Source organism: Streptomyces agglomeratus (assembly GCF_001746415.1).
Taxonomy (GTDB): Bacteria; Actinomycetota; Actinomycetes; order Streptomycetales; family Streptomycetaceae; genus Streptomyces; species Streptomyces agglomeratus.
This window is the reverse complement of sequence record NZ_MEHJ01000001.1, coordinates 7,007,654-7,023,113: the sequence shown is the minus strand read 5'-3', so window position 1 is coordinate 7,023,113 and position 15,460 is coordinate 7,007,654. Positions and strand designations below refer to the sequence as shown.

Sequence of the window (15,460 nt, the reverse complement as noted above, 5' to 3'; positions counted from 1 at the left end):
GAGGCCAGGTCGCAACAGGTGAGGCCCCGTCACGCCTGTCGCCGCCTCCGCTAACCTGGCTCTTTACCCAGGAGGAGTTGCACCTGTGGAGTTCCGGCTGCTCGGAGCGGTTTCCGTCGCCACGGAGACCGGCGAACTGCCACTCGGTCCCGCCAAGCGGCGCAGCCTCCTCGCCGCTCTGCTGCTGAGACCCAACTGCCCGGTGCCCGTCGACCGGCTGACGGACACGCTGTGGGAGCACGAACCGCCGCCGCGTGCCCGCAGTGTCATCCAGGGCCATGTGTCGCGGCTGAGGGTCCTGCTCGCGGGTGCGGACGCCGGGATGTACGGAGTCGAACTGGTCACTCAGGGCACCGCGTACGTCCTGCGGATGCCGGAGACCCTGCTGGACGCCCACCGCTTCGAGGAGCTGGTGGCGCTGGCCCGGGGCCAGCGTGCGCCGGCCGACGCCGTGGCGATGTACCAGGAGGCACTGTCGCTGTGGCAGGGTCCCGCGCTGTCCGGCGCGCACCCGAGTCCGCCGCTGCAAGCCGCCGCGCACGCCCTGGAGGAACTCCGGCTGGCCTCCGTGGAACTGCTGGCCGCTGCGTACGGGCGGCTGGGCGACCACGCCCGGGCAGCCGCCGTGCTGCGCGTGGAGGCCGGCGCCCATCCGCTGCGCGAGTCGCTGTCCGCCGCGCTCATGCGGGCACTTCAGCGTGCGGGGCGCCGCTCGGAGGCGCTCGACTGGTTCCACCGCACCCGGCGGCTGCTCGCCGACGAGCTCGGGGTCGACCCAGGCCGGGAGCTGGCCGACGCCTACGCGGTGGCGCTGCGCGGCGAGGGCGAGGAAGCGGCGGAAGACACGGCTCCGGTCCCGCCGCCCGTGCCCGTCGCACCCGGCGCGCCGTCGGCGCCGGCGCCCACCGACACGGTCGACCTCCTGCCGCGGGTCCCGCGCGGTTTCCACGGCCGCGCCGCCGAACTCACCGCCCTGTCGCGGGCCGCCGCCGGCGAAGCCCCCGTCTGCCTGGTCACCGGGCCGGCCGGGGTGGGCAAGACGGCGCTCGTGGTGCACTGGGCCCATCGCAACCGCTCCGGTTTTCCCGGCGGTCTGCTCTACGCCGACCTGCGCGGTTTCAGCGACACGGGCGAGCCGACCCACTTGGAGGTCCTGCGCGAGTTCCTGCTGGCGATGGGAGTCGCGCCGCGCCGGATTCCCGAGTCGGCGAGCGGTGCGTCCGCGTTGTTCCGGTCCCTTTCCGCCGGCCGGCAGCTCCTCGTCGTACTGGACAACGCGCGCGGCTCGGAGCAGGTCAGGGAGCTGCTGCCGGGTGGCGCCCGATGCGTCACCGTGGTCACCAGCCGCTACCGGCTGCGCGGCCTGATCGCCTCCGACGCGGCCCGTCCCGTCCCCGTCGACGTACTCGAACCGGAGGACAGCACGGCGCTGCTCGCGGCGGTGCTCGGCAAGGAACGGGTGCTCGCCGAGGCCGTGGCCGCCCGGCGGCTCGCCGAGCTGTGCGGCGGGCTTCCGCTGGCGCTGCGGGTGGCCGCCGCCCGACTGGCCGATCAGCCGGACTGGTCGCTGAGCGCGATGAGCACCGAACTGTCCGACGAATCGCGCCGGCTGAGCCTGCTGGACGTGGAGGACACCGGGGTACGGGCGGCGCTCAGGCTCACGGTGCGCCGGCTGCCCGACGATGTCGCGCGCCACTTCGCGCACCTGGGCCGCCACCCGGGCACCCACGTCGACCGGTACACGGCGGCAGCGCTGGCCGGCACGGACCCGGACACGGCCGAGGCGGCGATGGACAAGCTGACAGCGGCCCACCTCGTCACCCGGGCGGCGCCGGGGCGCTGGACGCTGCACGACCTCGTACGGCTGTACGCGCGCGGACTGGACGCCGGGCCGGACGCCCTCGTCCGGGTGCTCGACCACACGGTGGCCACCGCCCTCGCGGCGGCCGGCGCGGCCGAGCCCGGGGACGAGTCGTGTTTCGCACCGCCTCCCGACTTCCGCCGGCCACGGGCGATACGGGACTTCGCGGACCGGGACCAGGCCATGGCCTGGTACGCGGCCGAGCGGGACGACCTGACCCTGGCGGCCGCCGCCGCGCACGCCGCCGGACTGCACAGCAGGACGTGGCGGATCGTCCTCGCCATGTGGCCGCAGGTGGTGTGGCGGGTCCTGGATGGCTGGGCTCCCCTGCTCCGGACGGCGCTTGAGGCGGCACGGGCCGACACCGACGCCCGCGCCGAGTCGCGCGTCCTCGCCCTGCTCGGATGGGTACTGACCGAGGAGGGCCGCACCGACGAGGCGCTGGTGCACCTGGAGGCCGCCCCGGCGCTCGCCGCCCGGGCGGGCGATCCGCGCGGCGAGGCGACGGCGCTGATCAACCTGTCGCTGGCCCAGGCGGCGCTCGGCAGCCCGCAGGAGGCTGCCGAGGGATGTACGCAGGCGGCGCGGCTGGCTCGCGGAGCGGGCGACGCCCACACGGAACGGCTCGCCCTCTACCACCTCTCCCGCCACCAACTGGCCGCGAAACTGTGGCAGCCGGCGCTCGACACGTCCACCGCGGCACTGGCCATCGACAGCCCCGCCGACTCGTCGGCGGCGTCGCGGGTGCTGTTGCTCACGGCGGCCGGTGAGGCACTGCTGGGGATGGGCGACGAGGCCGAGGGCATCCGGCGCCTGGAACGCGCGGCGCGCGAGGCGGAGGATTCGGGATACGACGAGGGCGCGGTACGGGCGCTCGGCGCACTGCTGCGGGTGTCGGCGGATGTGGGTCTGCGGGCACGGTACGACACGGCGATGGTGCGGCTCCTGGCCGGTACATGACCTCGTGCGCCGGTCGTACGCCGAGCGTCAGCGCGGCATCAGCGGTGCGTGAGCGGAACACCAGCGGGCCCGGCCAAGCTGGTCACCGGAGCGGTAACCACTTCGTACGTGCCACTTCGTACGTGCCACTCCGCACATTCCGCATCACCGCACGGGGGACCTCAGCATGCGCACATCCCGGATCCACGCCACCACCCCGGCCGCCGCCGTCGCCGTCGCCGCGCTGGTCCTGGCCCTGACCGCCTGCGGCGGCTCGGACAGCGCCGGAGCCGGTGGGCGCGGGCGGAGCCGGCTCGGACGCGGGCCCCGTCCCGGCCGGCTCCACCGGCGCCCGTCAGTGCGACGGCGGTGAGATGTCGTACTCCGTACTGCACCGATTCCCCGGGCAGCAGGGCGAGCACCTGCTGATCACCGCCCGGAACGGCGGCGCCGAACCCTGCTGGGTCGTCGACCGTCCGTCCGTGATGCTCGGGGACACCTCGACCGTCCTGCCCCACGCGGCCAAGGACGCCCCGGGCGGCGGCGCCCGCCTCACGATCCGGCCCGGCGGCCGGGTCTACTCCGCCGTGAATCTCTTCACCGACGCGAAGACCCGCACGTCGGCGGCTCTCTCCCTCGGCCTGCGTGACGGGAGTGGCGGCACCGGTCCGGGCACGGAACTGGAGGCGTTCGACGGCAAGGGTGTACCGTCGGAGTTCACCTGGTCCGCCGCCGACGTCATGAACTGGAACACCGTCAAGCCGTACAACTTCTGAGCGGCTCGCCCGGCGTCGGACGCCGGTCAGACCTGGCCGCGCCAAGCGCCCGTCTCGCCGCCGCGGTTCTCCATGAACATCTTGAACCGCTTGAGGTCTCCGGTCACCTGTCGCTTGACGAAGCCGAGCTTGTCACCGACCGTCTCGGCCAGGCCGTCGGGGTCGAAGTCCATCTGGAGCATGACCTTCGTGGTGGCGTCGTCGATGCGGTGGAAAGTGACCACCCCCGCCTGCTTGGCTTCGCCGTTCACAGTGGTCCAGGCGACCCGCTCGTCGGGGATCTGTTCGGTGACCTCGGCGTCGAATTCGCGCGCCACGCCGTTCACGTTGGTCACCCAGTGGGTGAGCGTGTCGGTCCGCTGATCGATCCGCTCGACGCCTTCCATGAACTGCGGGAACGTCTCGAACTGGGTCCACTGGTTGTACGCGGTGTTGACCGGCACGCCGACCTCGATGGATTCCTCGACCTGCGACATTGCGGATGCCCTCTTCTCTCGTTCCGCCACGGCTTCCGGTCGTCCGCCGGCCGCCGTGATCATCGATTGCCAAGGGTGTTCGAGTACCCCGCGCGGCGAAGTCCATTACCGAGGTGCGGCAGGAGCGGAAGCCTCGGCCGTGCACACCGTGTACGCCGTGCACACCGTGCCGCCGGTTGTGTCGCTCACTCCAAGCGGCCGAGGAGACAATGCGGGGGCTAGCGTGTAGGGATACTTTCGGCAGAGCGGGCAGGTAACCCGTGTTGGTCGCAAGATGCGTGCCGCGAGAGCGTCAGCCTCCTGTGTGGGGTGTACGAGTGTCATGGGAGTGACGGCTGTATGGATCGCGCGGGACCATCGGACGCTCCCCTGCACGATGACGACCCCCTGCACGATTTCGCCGTCCAGGTGGCCGAGGCCGCCGGAGCGATGGTGACGACATGGCAGCAGGCCACGCGTACTCTCTCCCCGCGGCTTTCGTCACTCCAGCTCGAAGCCCTGCTGATCGTCCGGCGATGCCCGGGCATCAATCTCACCGGTCTGGCCGAGGGGGTCGGCGCGACGGCGCCGGCCGTGAGCAGGCTGTGCGACCGCCTGGAAGCGGCCGGGCTGTTGCGCCGCGAACGGGCTCCGACCAGCCGGCGGGAGATCGTACTGGTGCTTACGCCGCACGGCCGGGAACTGGTCGAGTCGCTGTTCGCTCGTCGTCATGCGCTGTTCGGCGACGTTCTGCGCCGTATGCCGGCAGCTGACCGCACGGCGCTGCTGACCGGTCTGCTGGCCTTCTCGAAGGCCAGCGACGACGACGGCGGGTGACCGGCGGAGCGACACCGGCCGGCTCGGGTCCGCGGCCCCGCGATCCGGACGTTCAGGGAGCGGCGGGGCGTCCACGCCAGTCCAGGCAGACGACAGCGGCATCGTGCGGCAGGTCATGGCTGCCGTGGTACTGGATCAATCCGTCGACGACGGCTCGCGCGGCTTCGTGCGCCGACGAGGAGCGGGTAGCGGCGATGGTCTCCCGCAGGGCGATCTCCCCGAAGAACTTGCCGTCCGCCGAAAGGGCCCCGTGCACTCCGCTGCTCGCGATGATCAGACGGTCGCCGGGTTCGACCTGGAGCGGCTGCTCGTGGTACTCCGACTCCTCGAACATGCCCAGCGGCATCTGCGCTTCGAGTTCCACCCGCTCGACGATGTCGTCCCGCAGGCGGTAGAGCTGGGGAGAGCCCGCGTCGACCGCCTGAATCCGGCCGGTGGACAGGTCGAAGCGCAGCAGAAGCGTCGCCGAGTAGCGCGACCCGCCATATTCGCCGTACACGGCCTGATCCGCGAGGCAGGCTTGATCGGCCGGCGAAATGCCGCTGCGGCGGGCGTTGCGCAGGGCGTTGACGGTGAGGTTGGTCAGCAGGGCGGCCTGGATCCCGTGGCCACTGCCGTCGGACACCGTGATGGTCAGGTGGTCCTCGGTGGTACTCCAGTCGAAGTTGTCGCCGCCGATCGCGTACGCGGGCTCCAGATGGGCACCGAGTGTGTACTCGTCGCACATGAAGCCACGGCCGGGCAGGAGCTGCCACTGCATTTCCGCGGCGAGCGTGAGGCGCTTGCGCCGGCGGGCCTGGAGGTACAGGTCGGTGTCCCGTTCGGCGGTGAGCATTTCGTGGCCGACCGCCGTGGCGAAGGCGGCCAGCTCCAGCACCCGCGGTGCGCCCGCCGACGGCTCGGGGAGGTGCACCGACAGCACGCCCAGGCGGTCTCCGCGCACGGTGACGGGCAGGTGGGCCGTGACCATGCCGGGCTCCGAGGTGACCTCTACGACCGCGGCCTGGGCGGAGAAGGCTCGGCCGGCCGGGTGATCGCCGCGGGCAGGAACCGTTTCGCCCGTGTGGGGCAGGCGGGTCACCGGCTGGAGCACGGTCAGGCCGTAGTCGGCCAGGAGCAGCGTCACGGAGCGGGCGTCCAGGTAGTCGGCGAGCAGGGAGCGGGCCGTGGACAGCAGGCTGGTCGGTGGCGCGGCTCGCAGTGCGCTTTCAGCGGCTCCGAGCCAGTGACTGGGCTGGTTGCTCATGGCCTCTTCCCTTGTCGTCCGCACAACGCTGTCTGCGAGCGGACCCCGCGATCCCCGACCGCCGTGCCACGCCGAGCACAGATCCATCCTGCCTCGCGGAAGACTGCTTCACGACTGTGCGCGTTCAGCTCACGGCTGCGGAACCTCGGCCGAACCAGTCGAGACACAGCACGAGCGCGTCGTCGTCGGCTTCGGTGCGGGCGTGGGTTTGGGCTTCCCCTTCGGCATCGGCATCGGCTTGGGCGTCGGCATCGGCGCGATACGCCGTCAAGTCCTGGAGTACGGCCCTCGGCACCGCAGCGGCGGGCAGGAGACCGGCCGCCTGTATGGCGCGTGCGAGCGCACGCTCGCCGTAGACCTCCCCCGCTCCGGAGACGGCGCCGTAGACGCCGTCACTGACGAAGATCAGACGGTCGCCCGGCAGGGCCTGGAAGGGTCTCATCGAACATCCCCAGGGGCAGCTGGGCCTCGAACCCGATGTGCTGCACGGTCTTGCCCCGTTGACGCCACAGCTGGGGCGAGCCGGCGTCCACCACGTGTCCGCGCCCGGTGGCCAGTTCGAAGGAGATACGGCGCCGTAGACGCCGTCACGTGGTGCCCGTACGGTTCCTGGCTCCCGAACGCGCACCCTTCAGGGGTGGAATCGACGGGCAGCGGCTTCGCGGTGTGCGGCAGGGTGGTCACCGGTTGCAGGACGGTGAGGCTGTAGTCGGCCATCAGCAGCTCGACCCGAATGGCTTCGTAGTGCTCGATGATCGCGGCGCGCACCGTGCCGAGGAGGTCGTGCGGTGCGGCAGCGCGCACCGCACGGCCCACAGCCGAGATATTCGTCATGGTTGGGGTCATTTCATCGGTGAAGGGGGCCTTACGGGCGGCGGACCGCGGCGTACAGGACACTTCCGAGGCGCGAGCAACTCACAAGGCTGCACCAGATTATTGCCGCAGGGATAAGATTGCCACATGACAAACATCTTGCCGGCCGGGGGTCGTCCGCCGGGAGAGGGTCAAGCGTTCACTCAGGCCGCCGACCGCCCTACGCGTCGTCGGTGCGAAGGCTCCGGGCGGAGCGACTGCGCAGCCAGAGGGGCAGCGCGTACCAGCAGACACCGAACCACAGCATGACCGCGCCGGCCAGAACCTCCGCGAGGACGTTCGGGATGACGACGCGCAGGATGAGCAGGAGGGTGCATCCGATGGTCAGGGCGAGAAGCACCATGCCGCACACCATCAGACGCCCGGCGACCTCCACGACGTCGTCCTTCATGCGCTGACCCGAAAGAAAGCGGTGGATGGAGACGGGCGCTATCAGGGTCCCGGTGGCCGCCGCGCCAAGCACCACGGTGATGACGTAGATGGTCCGGTCGAAGGTGCCCACATCCCGGAACAGCGGAGTGAAGGCCACGCTGAGCAGGAAGCCGAAGAGGATCTGCACGCCCGTCTGGGCGACCCGCGTCTCCTGGAGGATCTCGTTCCATCTGCGATTGACACGTTCGTGCGCGGCTTCCGGCGACTCATCGTGGGGACGGGAGTCGCCAGTCGCTCCACATGATGAACAGGCGGTGTCTCCTGCTGCCGTCTCGTTCGGCTGCGCGGTCATGGTCATGGCGTCCTCCCGGTTTCAAGAAACCGGTTGCCCCGCCGAGGCCCGTTCATGCGGATGGACGGCGCGAGACGCTACAGACCCCGACACCCGAGGGTGGCCACCAGCCGCGCGCACAAACGACAGCCAGGCGAGTTTCACAACCCTTTCACGCGGGCTACGACACGACAGGATGTCCCCCAACCACCCCTACGTGCAGGGGCGCTTGTTCGGCACTCTCGTCACGATGTGAGCCCTGTTGCTCCCGCTTCCCGAGCCGACACACTCCCCCTGACACGGCGGACGCGGCGGAACCTCACGCCGCCGCTCGTAGGGGCCGGCGCCGCAGCGCTTGATTACCAGCACCCACATATGTCAGGCTGCCTGACGTTCCTGGCGGAGGCCGACCCTGGGAGAACGCATGACCATCGAGTACGCCACCCGCTACCGGCGGGCCTCACGCATTCCCGCGGAGCCCGGCAAGCCCTACTTCATCGAGAAGGGCGAGGGTGACCGCGCCCACCTGTTCGGCGACCTCATCACCGTCTACGCGGGCGGCGAACAGACCGAGAACACCTTCAATTTCTTCACCGTCGAAGGCCCCAAGGGCGACATCATCCCGGCCCACCTGCACACCGACACCCACGAGGTCTTCTACATCACCCAGGGCGCGGTCCGGCTGTTCGTCGAGGACACCGAGGGAAATCAGCAGGAAAAGCTGCTCACACCCGGCGACTTCGGCTTCGTACCCCAGAACTGCCGGCACGCGTACCGCATGGAACGCCACCACAGCCAGGTCGTCGGAGTCGCCGCCTGCCTGCCGCGGCCCCGCACGAGTCGGGCGTACGCGAGTTGCGCGGCGTGCCGTACCGCGATGTTGAAGGCAGCCGTCCACTGGAACTCGACCTGTGGCTGCCGGAATCGAACCCGGCGAGCCCTGGTCCACTCGTCCTGTTCGTGCACGGCGGAGCCTGGCGCCGGGGGCGGCGCGACGACATGGGTCTGCGCACACGCCACTGGGCCCCCGGGCCGTTCGCGCGCTTCGCGGCCGCGGGCCTCGCCGTCGCCTGTGCCGACTACCGGCTCAGCGCCGAGGCCACTTTCCCCGCCCCGCTCGACGACCTGCGCGCCGCGTTGCGCTGGCTCACCCTGCGCTCGGCGGAACTCGGCATCGACACCGAACGGACGGTGGTGTGGGGAGAGTCCGCCGGCGGGCACCTCACCTCACTCCTTGCCCTGACCCACACGGACCCACCACTGGCCGGTGCGGTGATCTGGTACGCACCGAGCGACCTGACCGCCGCGCGGGGCTGCTTCACCCCCGAAGACTCCGGCACCCCCGAGGCGCTCATGCTCGGCGCGGCCCCCGCAACCGTCCCGGCACGCGCGGGCGCGGCCAGCCCCCTCGCCCAAGTCGGCTCCGGCGCGCCACCGTTCCTTCTCGTACACGGTGACGCGGACACCATGGTGGCCTGCTCGCACAGCGAGTCCCTCGCGGCGGCCCTGGAGGAGACCGGGTCGCCGGTCGAGCTGTGGACGGTGGCGGGCGCCGATCACGGCTGGTACGGGCTGCCCGATGCCCAGTGGAGGGGGTCTTCAGCCGCTCCCTCGCCTTCGCCCGTCGACTCGTGTCTTCTGGCGGGGACCCTGCTGGCGACGGATCGGCTCTGCCGCAGTAGTACGGGCTCCGCCGTGGCACTCACCCGAAGGGCGCGGCGTCCGCCCGGCGACGCTGGGCGCGTCAGGGGACTTCCACGAGGGGTGGCTCGCCCCAGGACTCGGCGAGTGCCTCGCGCAGCGCGGTGACGGCGGGGGTGCCGATGCGCTCGGCGAGTACGCCTTCGATGACGGCGATGGTGGCGAGAGCGCGTTGGTGGACACGCGTACCTTCGTCAGTGGTACGGATCAGGCTGCTGCGGCCCGAGGCGGGGTCGGGCACCTGCTCCAACAGCCCCATGCCGATCAGGCTGTGCACGGCCTGATGTGCGGTCTGCCGGGTGACACCGATCCTGCGTGCGAGTTCGGAGATCGAGGTGCCTTCGTCGTCGAGAGTGGCGAAGACGCCGGCCTGAGCGGCCGTCACCGGTCGCTCACCCGCCGCCTGCATGCCGGCGAGCAACGCGTCCTCGAACCAGCGCTTGGCCTGGACGAGCAGCTGGGGCAGGTTACGTGCGGGCTCGCTCATGGCTCCTCTGCGGGGGGGGGGCGGGGACGTCGAGCATAGCCACCGCCCGCGCTCGTCCACGATCGACGCCGAGACCCAGTGCCTGACCGTCTCCGGGGCAAGCGGCGGGAAGTCGCCGCCCACCGGTGGCGCACCGGGAGCTGAGGGATCACTTACGCGAAAGTGCTGCCGGCCGGGGCTCTGGTCGGCGTGCAACGCTGCGACTGCCGGCCGCCGCGCCCGCACGGCGGCGTTCGCGTGCACGGCCGCGGCCTCCGATCACCTCGGAGCTGGTGATGGACGCGCCGGACGCGCCTTCCGACGGAAATCCGGTCATGCGCGCAGCGGTGCGACGTCAGCGGCCCTTGCGTACCCGGGCCGCCGCGCGGGCTTCCGCCGTTTTGCGGGCTTCGGCAGCCTTGCGGGACTCCTTCGCAGGGCGGCCCGGACTGGTACCCAGGCCACGGAAGGGGGCGTTCCCGCTGTTGGTCTTCGCCGGGGTCGGCGGCCGCTTCGCCCCGGTTATGGCGGACAGCTTCTCCTCGCCGGAGCGCACCTGCGTGACAGTGGGGCGGATGCGGGCGTCAGTCATCATGCGGTTGACGTCGCGCCGCTGGTTGGGAGTGACCAGAGTGACCACGTTCCCGGACTCTCCAGCGCGCGCCGTGCGACCGCCACGGTGCAGATAGTCCTTGGCGTCGGCCGGCGGGTCGACGTTGACGACGAGGTCGAGTGCGTCGATGTGAATACCCCGTGCCGCGACATTGGTGGCCACCAGCACGGTGACCTCACCCTCCCTGAACTGGGAGAGGGTGTGCGTACGCTGCGGCTGTGACTTGCCGCTGTGCAGAGCGGCGGCCCGTACGCCACTGGCCCTCAGGTGGCGGGTGAACTGGTCCACGCCGGCCTTCGTGTCCAGGAACATCAGGACCCGGCCGTCCCGCGCGGCGATTTCCGTCGCGATCGCGTACTTGTCGGCGGCATGAACGTTCAGGACGTGGTGGTCCATCGTGGTGACCGAGCCCGCCACCCGGTCCAGGGAAGCGAGCACGGGGTCGTGCAGGTAGTCCCGCACCAGTTGGTCGACGTTGCGGTCGAGCGTGGCCGAGAACAGCAGCCGCTGCCCGTCGGGGCGGACCTGGTCAAGGATTTCGGAGACCTGCGGCAGGAACCCCAGGTCGCACATCTGGTCGGCCTCGTCCAGCACCGTGATCCGCACCTGGTTCAGGTGGCAGTCCCGGCGCGACACCAGGTCGGCCAGCCGCCCCGGCGTCGCGACGACCACCTCGGCGCCGGCGCGCAGCAGCGCCGTCTGCCGGTTGATCGACAGCCCGCCGACCACCGTCGCCAGTCGTACGTTCAACGCCTGCGCGTACGGCGCCAGCGCGTCGCTCACCTGCTGCGCGAGTTCCCGGGTCGGCACCAGGACCAGTGCGAGCGGGCGCCTCGACTCCGCCCGCAGACCTGCCGTCCGTACGAGCAGCGCAAGCCCGAAAGCGAGCGTCTTGCCGGAACCGGTCCGCGCGCGGCCGAGGACATCCCGGCCGGCCAGCGCGTTCGGGAGGGTGGCCGCCTGGATCGGGAAGGGCTCTTTCACCCCGAGGCCGGTCATCGTCCGCATCAGCTCAGGAGGCAGCCCGAGTACGTCGAAGGACTCGGCGGGCGGCAGGCCCGGGGCCACCGTCTGCGGGGTCGAGAGTTCACCCTGCGGCGCCGTCGCACGCCGGGGCTTCGCGGCACGGGAGAGTCCGGTGGCCGGCGGCTTCGCGTTCATGGGGAACCTTCCTCAGTCTGGCGCCCGGAACGCGCCGGGGCCCGTACCCCTCGGTACGGGCCCCGGCGGTGTCGAAGCGTGCCCCCATTTTACCAGTGGGCGCCCGCATACCCTGCCGGTCGCGCCGCCCCCGCCCGGACGCCGGACGTGGGCAGCGGTCCGGGCTGCCGGGGGGACGCACGGGACCCGGACGCGGCTGCCGGGGGGACGCACGGGACGCATAGCATCGGGCCGGCCAAAACGTGCCGAGACGCGCTACTCGGACAGGCGTCCGCCGCCCTGTACGAGAGGTCCCGACGCGGAGACCACGTGCCTGTCATGGTGGCCGGGGGCACAGCCGCCCCCGGAACTGTGGTGTCCCGCCACATGTGCCGGTGACCTGGGCGTTCCTACGGTGTGGCGACACGGAAACGTCCCCGCCAACTGTCCGGAAGTGGTACTCATGGCCGCCCCATCAACCGCTCCACCCGCGCCCAGCACCCTCAAGCGCATCGTCGCCGCGAGTCTCATCGGGACCACCATCGAGTGGTACGACTTCTTCTTGTACGGATCCGCCGCCGCGCTGGTCTTCAACAAGCTGTTCTTTCCCGGCTCCGACCCCCTCGTGGGCACCCTGCTCTCCTTCTTGACCTACGCCGTCGGCTTCGCCGCCAGGCCCCTGGGAGCGCTCGTCTTCGGGCACTACGGCGACCGGCTCGGCCGCAAGAAGCTGCTGGTGCTGAGCCTGCTGCTGATGGGTGGCGCCACCTTCGCCATCGGACTCCTGCCGACGCACTCCACCATCGGCTCCGCCGCGCCCGTCCTGCTCACCGTGCTGCGGCTCGTCCAGGGCTTCGCACTCGGCGGCGAGTGGGGCGGGGCGGTGCTGCTGGTGTCGGAGCACGGGGATGCCAAGCGGCGTGGCTTCTGGGCCTCGTGGCCGCAGACCGGGGCTCCCGCCGGGCAGTTGCTGGCCACCGGTGTGCTGTCCGCGTTGACCGCGCTGCTGTCGGACTCCGCCTTCCTGGCGTGGGGTTGGCGCATACCGTTCCTGCTGTCCGGTGTGCTCGTGATCGTCGGCCTGTGGATTCGTCTCTCTGTCGATGAATCACCCGTCTTCAAGGCCGCGTTGGCCCAGGCCGAGGCGCGTAAGAGCGCGTCGGCGGTCGCCGAGAAGATGCCGCTGGTCGCCGTCCTGCGTCACCACTGGCGCGATGTGCTGGTCGCGATGGGTGCCCGTATGGCGGAGAACATCAGCTACTACGTCATCACCGCTTTCATCCTCGTCTACGCCACCACAGAGGCGCAGCTGAGCAAGCAGACCGCGCTCAACGCGGTGCTGATCGCCTCCGCCGTCCACTTCGCAGTGATCCCGGCGTGGGGCGCCCTGTCGGACCGGGTCGGACGCAGGCCCGTCTATCTGCTCGGCGCGGTCGGGGTCGGCCTGTGGATGTTCCCGTTCTTCATGCTGATCGACACCAAGAGCTTCGGGAGCCTGCTCCTCGCCGTCACGGTCGGGCTGGTCTTCCACGGAGCGATGTACGCACCGCAGGCGGCCTTCTTCTCCGAGATGTTCGCGACCCGCATGCGCTACTCCGGTGCTTCGATCGGCGCGCAGTTCTCCTCGGTCGCGGCCGGCGCCCCCGCACCGCTGATCGCCACGGCGCTCCTCGCGGACTACGGCAGTTCCACGCCGATCGCCCTGTACGTCATCGCCGCCGCGCTCATCACGGTGGTCGCGGTCGGGTGCGCGAAAGAGACCCGGCACCGGGATCTGGGGGACATCGACGCGGAGCCGCGCGCGGAGGAGGACGCTGTCGTACGGGCCGCCGGCGCTCGCACCGTCTGACGGAACGCCCACTCTGTGAAAGGCCGTGTACGGGAACGCTCCCAGAGCGTTCCCGTACACGGCCTTTTCAGTGTGCCGCGCGAGTGGTCATCGCCGACGACAGAGCGTGCAGCCGCAGCGCCAACTGGACCTCCAGGGCACGCTCCGGCGACTGCCAGTCCGCACCCAGCAGTCTGTCGATCCGGTCGAGGCGCTGTGCCACCGTGTTGACGTGGACGTGCAGCGCGTCCTTGGTGCGTGCGGGGCTCATCCCGCACGCGAAGTACGCGTCCAGGGTGCGCACCAGATCGGTTCCCCGGCGCCGGTCGTACGCGACGACCTCGCCGATGGTGCGGTTCACGAACCCTTCGATGGCCCCCGAGGAACGGCCGTCCCGGCTGTCCGCGAGCAGCAGGCCCAGGAACCCGAAATCCTCCGCCGCCGCCCCTTCCCCGGCACGGCCGAGCAGCCGCAGCGCGTCGACGCAGCGGCGTGCCTCCTCGTACGCTCCCGCCACCGCACCGGGACGTGCGGAGGGCGCGTCCACAGAGCCCGAGGCGCCGACTGTGACGGGCTCGCGCAGGGCGCCGCTCAGGTGCTTCGCCGTCTGGCGGGCGAGAGCCGCGGCACTGCCTCCGCTGCCCAGCGGAAGCAGCAGGACGGTGCCACCGTCGCGGGCCGCCGCCAGGCCGTGCCCAGTGGCTGCCAGGTGCGAGCCCGCGGACCAGAGCCGTCTGCGGTCCGCGCTCTCCCGCTCGACGCTGGCCTCCCGGGGAGCCTCGATGCGGGCGGCGAGCACGACGTGGGGGGCGTCGAGGTCGGCGCGCAGCCGGGCGGCCCGTTCGCGGAGCAGCCGGGGGTCCCGGTCGGGGGCGTCGAGGAGGTCGTCGAGGAGTTCCCCCCGTACGCGCTGTTCGGCCTCGCCGGCCGAGCGCCTCGCGAGGAGCAGCAACGACGTCACCATGGCGGCGCGTTCGAGTGTGCGCTGGTCGACGGGGTCCAGTTCGGGATGGCCGTGCAGGACGAGTGCGCCGAGGTGTTCACCGCCCGCCGAAACGCTGACCACCCAGTCGTCGCCGCGCCGTACCGCATGTCCCTCGGCGCCGGCGGGCTCCCCGTCGGCGTCCCGGAAATCGACGTTCCCGTGCAGCACTTCGGACACCGCGCGCGCCACGTCGGGGACACCTCCTCCGCGCAGCACCAGTTCGGTGAGCCGGTCGTGCACGTCCGAGGCACGCTCGATGACGCCGCTGCGGTCGCGAATGATCTCGTTCGCCTTCTCCAGTTCGGCGAGCGCCGAACGCGTCTCCGCCAGCAGGTTTGCGGTGTCGATGGCGACTGCGGCGTGGGCGGCGAACGAGCCGAGCAGCGCGATCTGCTCGCGCTCGAACACGCGGGCACGGCGGTCGGCGGCAAAGAGCACACCGATCACCTGGCTGCCGAGCGTGAGCGGTACGCCGAGGATCGCGACGAGCCCTTCGTCGCGTACGCCCGAATCGATCGTCCAGGTGTGCTGAAACCGTGGATCGTCGAAGTAGCTCTCGGTCGCGTAGGGGCGGGCGGTCTGCGCGACGAGTCCGCCGAGTCCCTCGCCCATCCCGAGCCGCAGCTGCTGGAAGCGCGCCGACACCGACCCTTCGGTGACCCGCATGTACGTGTCGCCCGCCACCGGGTCGTTGAGGCTCAGGTACGCGACCTCCGTTCCCAGGAGCGACCGCGCCCGTTGCACGATCGCCGCCAGTACGGCGTCGAGGTCGCGCAGCCCGGCGAGGTCGTGGGCGGTCTCGTAGAGCGCGGACAGCTCGGCCTCGCGCCGACGCCGGCCCTCCAGTTCGGCGCGCACCCGCAGCGCGTGCATCTTCGCGGTCTCGAGCGCGGCGAGCGTCTCGGGCGGCGCACCGTCCGCGCGGGCCACGAGCACGGGCCGCTCGTAGGCGTCGGCGGCGGCCCCTCGCGCGAGAAGTTCCAGGTACGGGACTTCGCTGCCGCTCTGTGGCTGATCGTGGGACATGGGCACACTCA

The 15,460-nt window shown here is 71.2% G+C and carries 12 protein-coding genes and 2 pseudogenes; 7 read left to right on the top strand and 7 right to left on the bottom strand.

The genetic code is table 11. The features are described 5' to 3' along the window. Positions 1-85 precede the first annotated feature (85 nt). The 3 genes from AS594_RS30730 to AS594_RS30725 all read left to right on the top strand — a co-directional run bounded on the left by AS594_RS30730 (position 86) and on the right by AS594_RS30725 (position 3,576). Positions 86-2,821: an AfsR/SARP family transcriptional regulator gene (locus AS594_RS30730; protein ID WP_069935565.1), complete on the top strand. Its 2,736-nt coding sequence runs from the start codon at positions 86-88 to the stop codon at positions 2,819-2,821. A 166-nt stretch (positions 2,822-2,987) separates the two neighbouring features. Further along, positions 2,988-3,173 (top strand): hypothetical protein, encoded by a 186-nt coding sequence (locus AS594_RS46390; RefSeq protein WP_240509113.1) that lies wholly within the window; start codon positions 2,988-2,990, stop codon positions 3,171-3,173. A gap of 1 nt (position 3,174) precedes the next feature. Further along, on the top strand, positions 3,175-3,576 hold the full coding sequence (locus tag AS594_RS30725; protein WP_240509112.1) for a DUF4232 domain-containing protein: 402 nt from the start codon (positions 3,175-3,177) through the stop codon (positions 3,574-3,576). Between the two features lie 26 nt (positions 3,577-3,602). Here the strand turns inward: AS594_RS30725 and AS594_RS30720 are convergent, their stop codons facing one another. Next, a complete protein-coding gene (locus AS594_RS30720; protein WP_069930063.1) occupies positions 3,603-4,052 on the bottom strand; it encodes an SRPBCC family protein in 450 nt (149 codons plus the stop codon). A 339-nt stretch (positions 4,053-4,391) separates the two neighbouring features. Here AS594_RS30720 and AS594_RS30715 point away from each other — a divergent pair, with 339 nt between their 5' ends. After that, positions 4,392-4,868 carry a MarR family winged helix-turn-helix transcriptional regulator gene (locus AS594_RS30715; RefSeq protein ID WP_069935563.1) on the top strand — a complete coding sequence of 159 codons (477 nt, stop codon included), beginning with the start codon at positions 4,392-4,394 and terminating at the stop codon, positions 4,866-4,868. Between the two features lie 52 nt (positions 4,869-4,920). Here the strand turns inward: AS594_RS30715 and AS594_RS30710 are convergent, their stop codons facing one another. The 3 genes and pseudogenes from AS594_RS30710 to AS594_RS30700 all read right to left on the bottom strand — a co-directional run bounded on the left by AS594_RS30710 (position 4,921) and on the right by AS594_RS30700 (position 7,717). Next, on the bottom strand, positions 4,921-6,114 hold the full coding sequence (locus tag AS594_RS30710) for a PP2C family protein-serine/threonine phosphatase (RefSeq protein ID WP_069935562.1): 1,194 nt from the start codon (positions 6,112-6,114) through the stop codon (positions 4,921-4,923). Between the two features lie 124 nt (positions 6,115-6,238). Then, positions 6,239-6,683: pseudogene (locus AS594_RS47995) on the bottom strand (SpoIIE family protein phosphatase); the annotation flags it as partial. A gap of 464 nt (positions 6,684-7,147) precedes the next feature. After that, positions 7,148-7,717: a DUF6328 family protein gene (locus AS594_RS30700; protein ID WP_069930059.1), complete on the bottom strand. Its 570-nt coding sequence runs from the start codon at positions 7,715-7,717 to the stop codon at positions 7,148-7,150. A 397-nt stretch (positions 7,718-8,114) separates the two neighbouring features. Between AS594_RS30700 and AS594_RS30695 the strand changes: the two are divergent. Both AS594_RS30695 and AS594_RS41395 read left to right on the top strand, forming a co-directional pair. Then, positions 8,115-8,507 (top strand): annotated as a pseudogene (locus AS594_RS30695) (quercetin 2,3-dioxygenase); the annotation flags it as partial. A gap of 47 nt (positions 8,508-8,554) precedes the next feature. Further along, positions 8,555-9,499, top strand: coding sequence for an alpha/beta hydrolase (locus AS594_RS41395; protein WP_240509111.1), 945 nt, complete (start codon positions 8,555-8,557; stop codon positions 9,497-9,499). Here AS594_RS41395 and AS594_RS30690 read toward each other — a convergent pair. Together AS594_RS30690 and AS594_RS30685 are read right to left on the bottom strand one after the other, a co-directional pair. Further along, positions 9,435-9,878: a MarR family winged helix-turn-helix transcriptional regulator gene (locus tag AS594_RS30690; protein ID WP_069930057.1), complete on the bottom strand. Its 444-nt coding sequence runs from the start codon at positions 9,876-9,878 to the stop codon at positions 9,435-9,437. The genes AS594_RS41395 and AS594_RS30690 overlap by 65 nt on opposite strands. A 334-nt stretch (positions 9,879-10,212) precedes the next feature. Next, complete coding sequence (locus AS594_RS30685; protein ID WP_069930056.1) at positions 10,213-11,631, bottom strand: DEAD/DEAH box helicase; 1,419 nt, start codon at positions 11,629-11,631, stop codon at positions 10,213-10,215. Positions 11,632-12,073: 442 nt separating this feature from the next. Between AS594_RS30685 and AS594_RS30680 the strand changes: the two genes are divergently transcribed. Next, complete coding sequence (locus AS594_RS30680) at positions 12,074-13,459, top strand: MFS transporter (RefSeq protein ID WP_069930055.1); 1,386 nt, start codon at positions 12,074-12,076, stop codon at positions 13,457-13,459. Positions 13,460-13,526: 67 nt separating this feature from the next. Here AS594_RS30680 and AS594_RS30675 read toward each other — a convergent pair whose 3' ends face one another. Next, positions 13,527-15,449 (bottom strand): helix-turn-helix domain-containing protein, encoded by a 1,923-nt coding sequence (locus tag AS594_RS30675; RefSeq protein WP_069935561.1) that lies wholly within the window; start codon positions 15,447-15,449, stop codon positions 13,527-13,529. Positions 15,450-15,460: the final 11 nt, after the last annotated feature.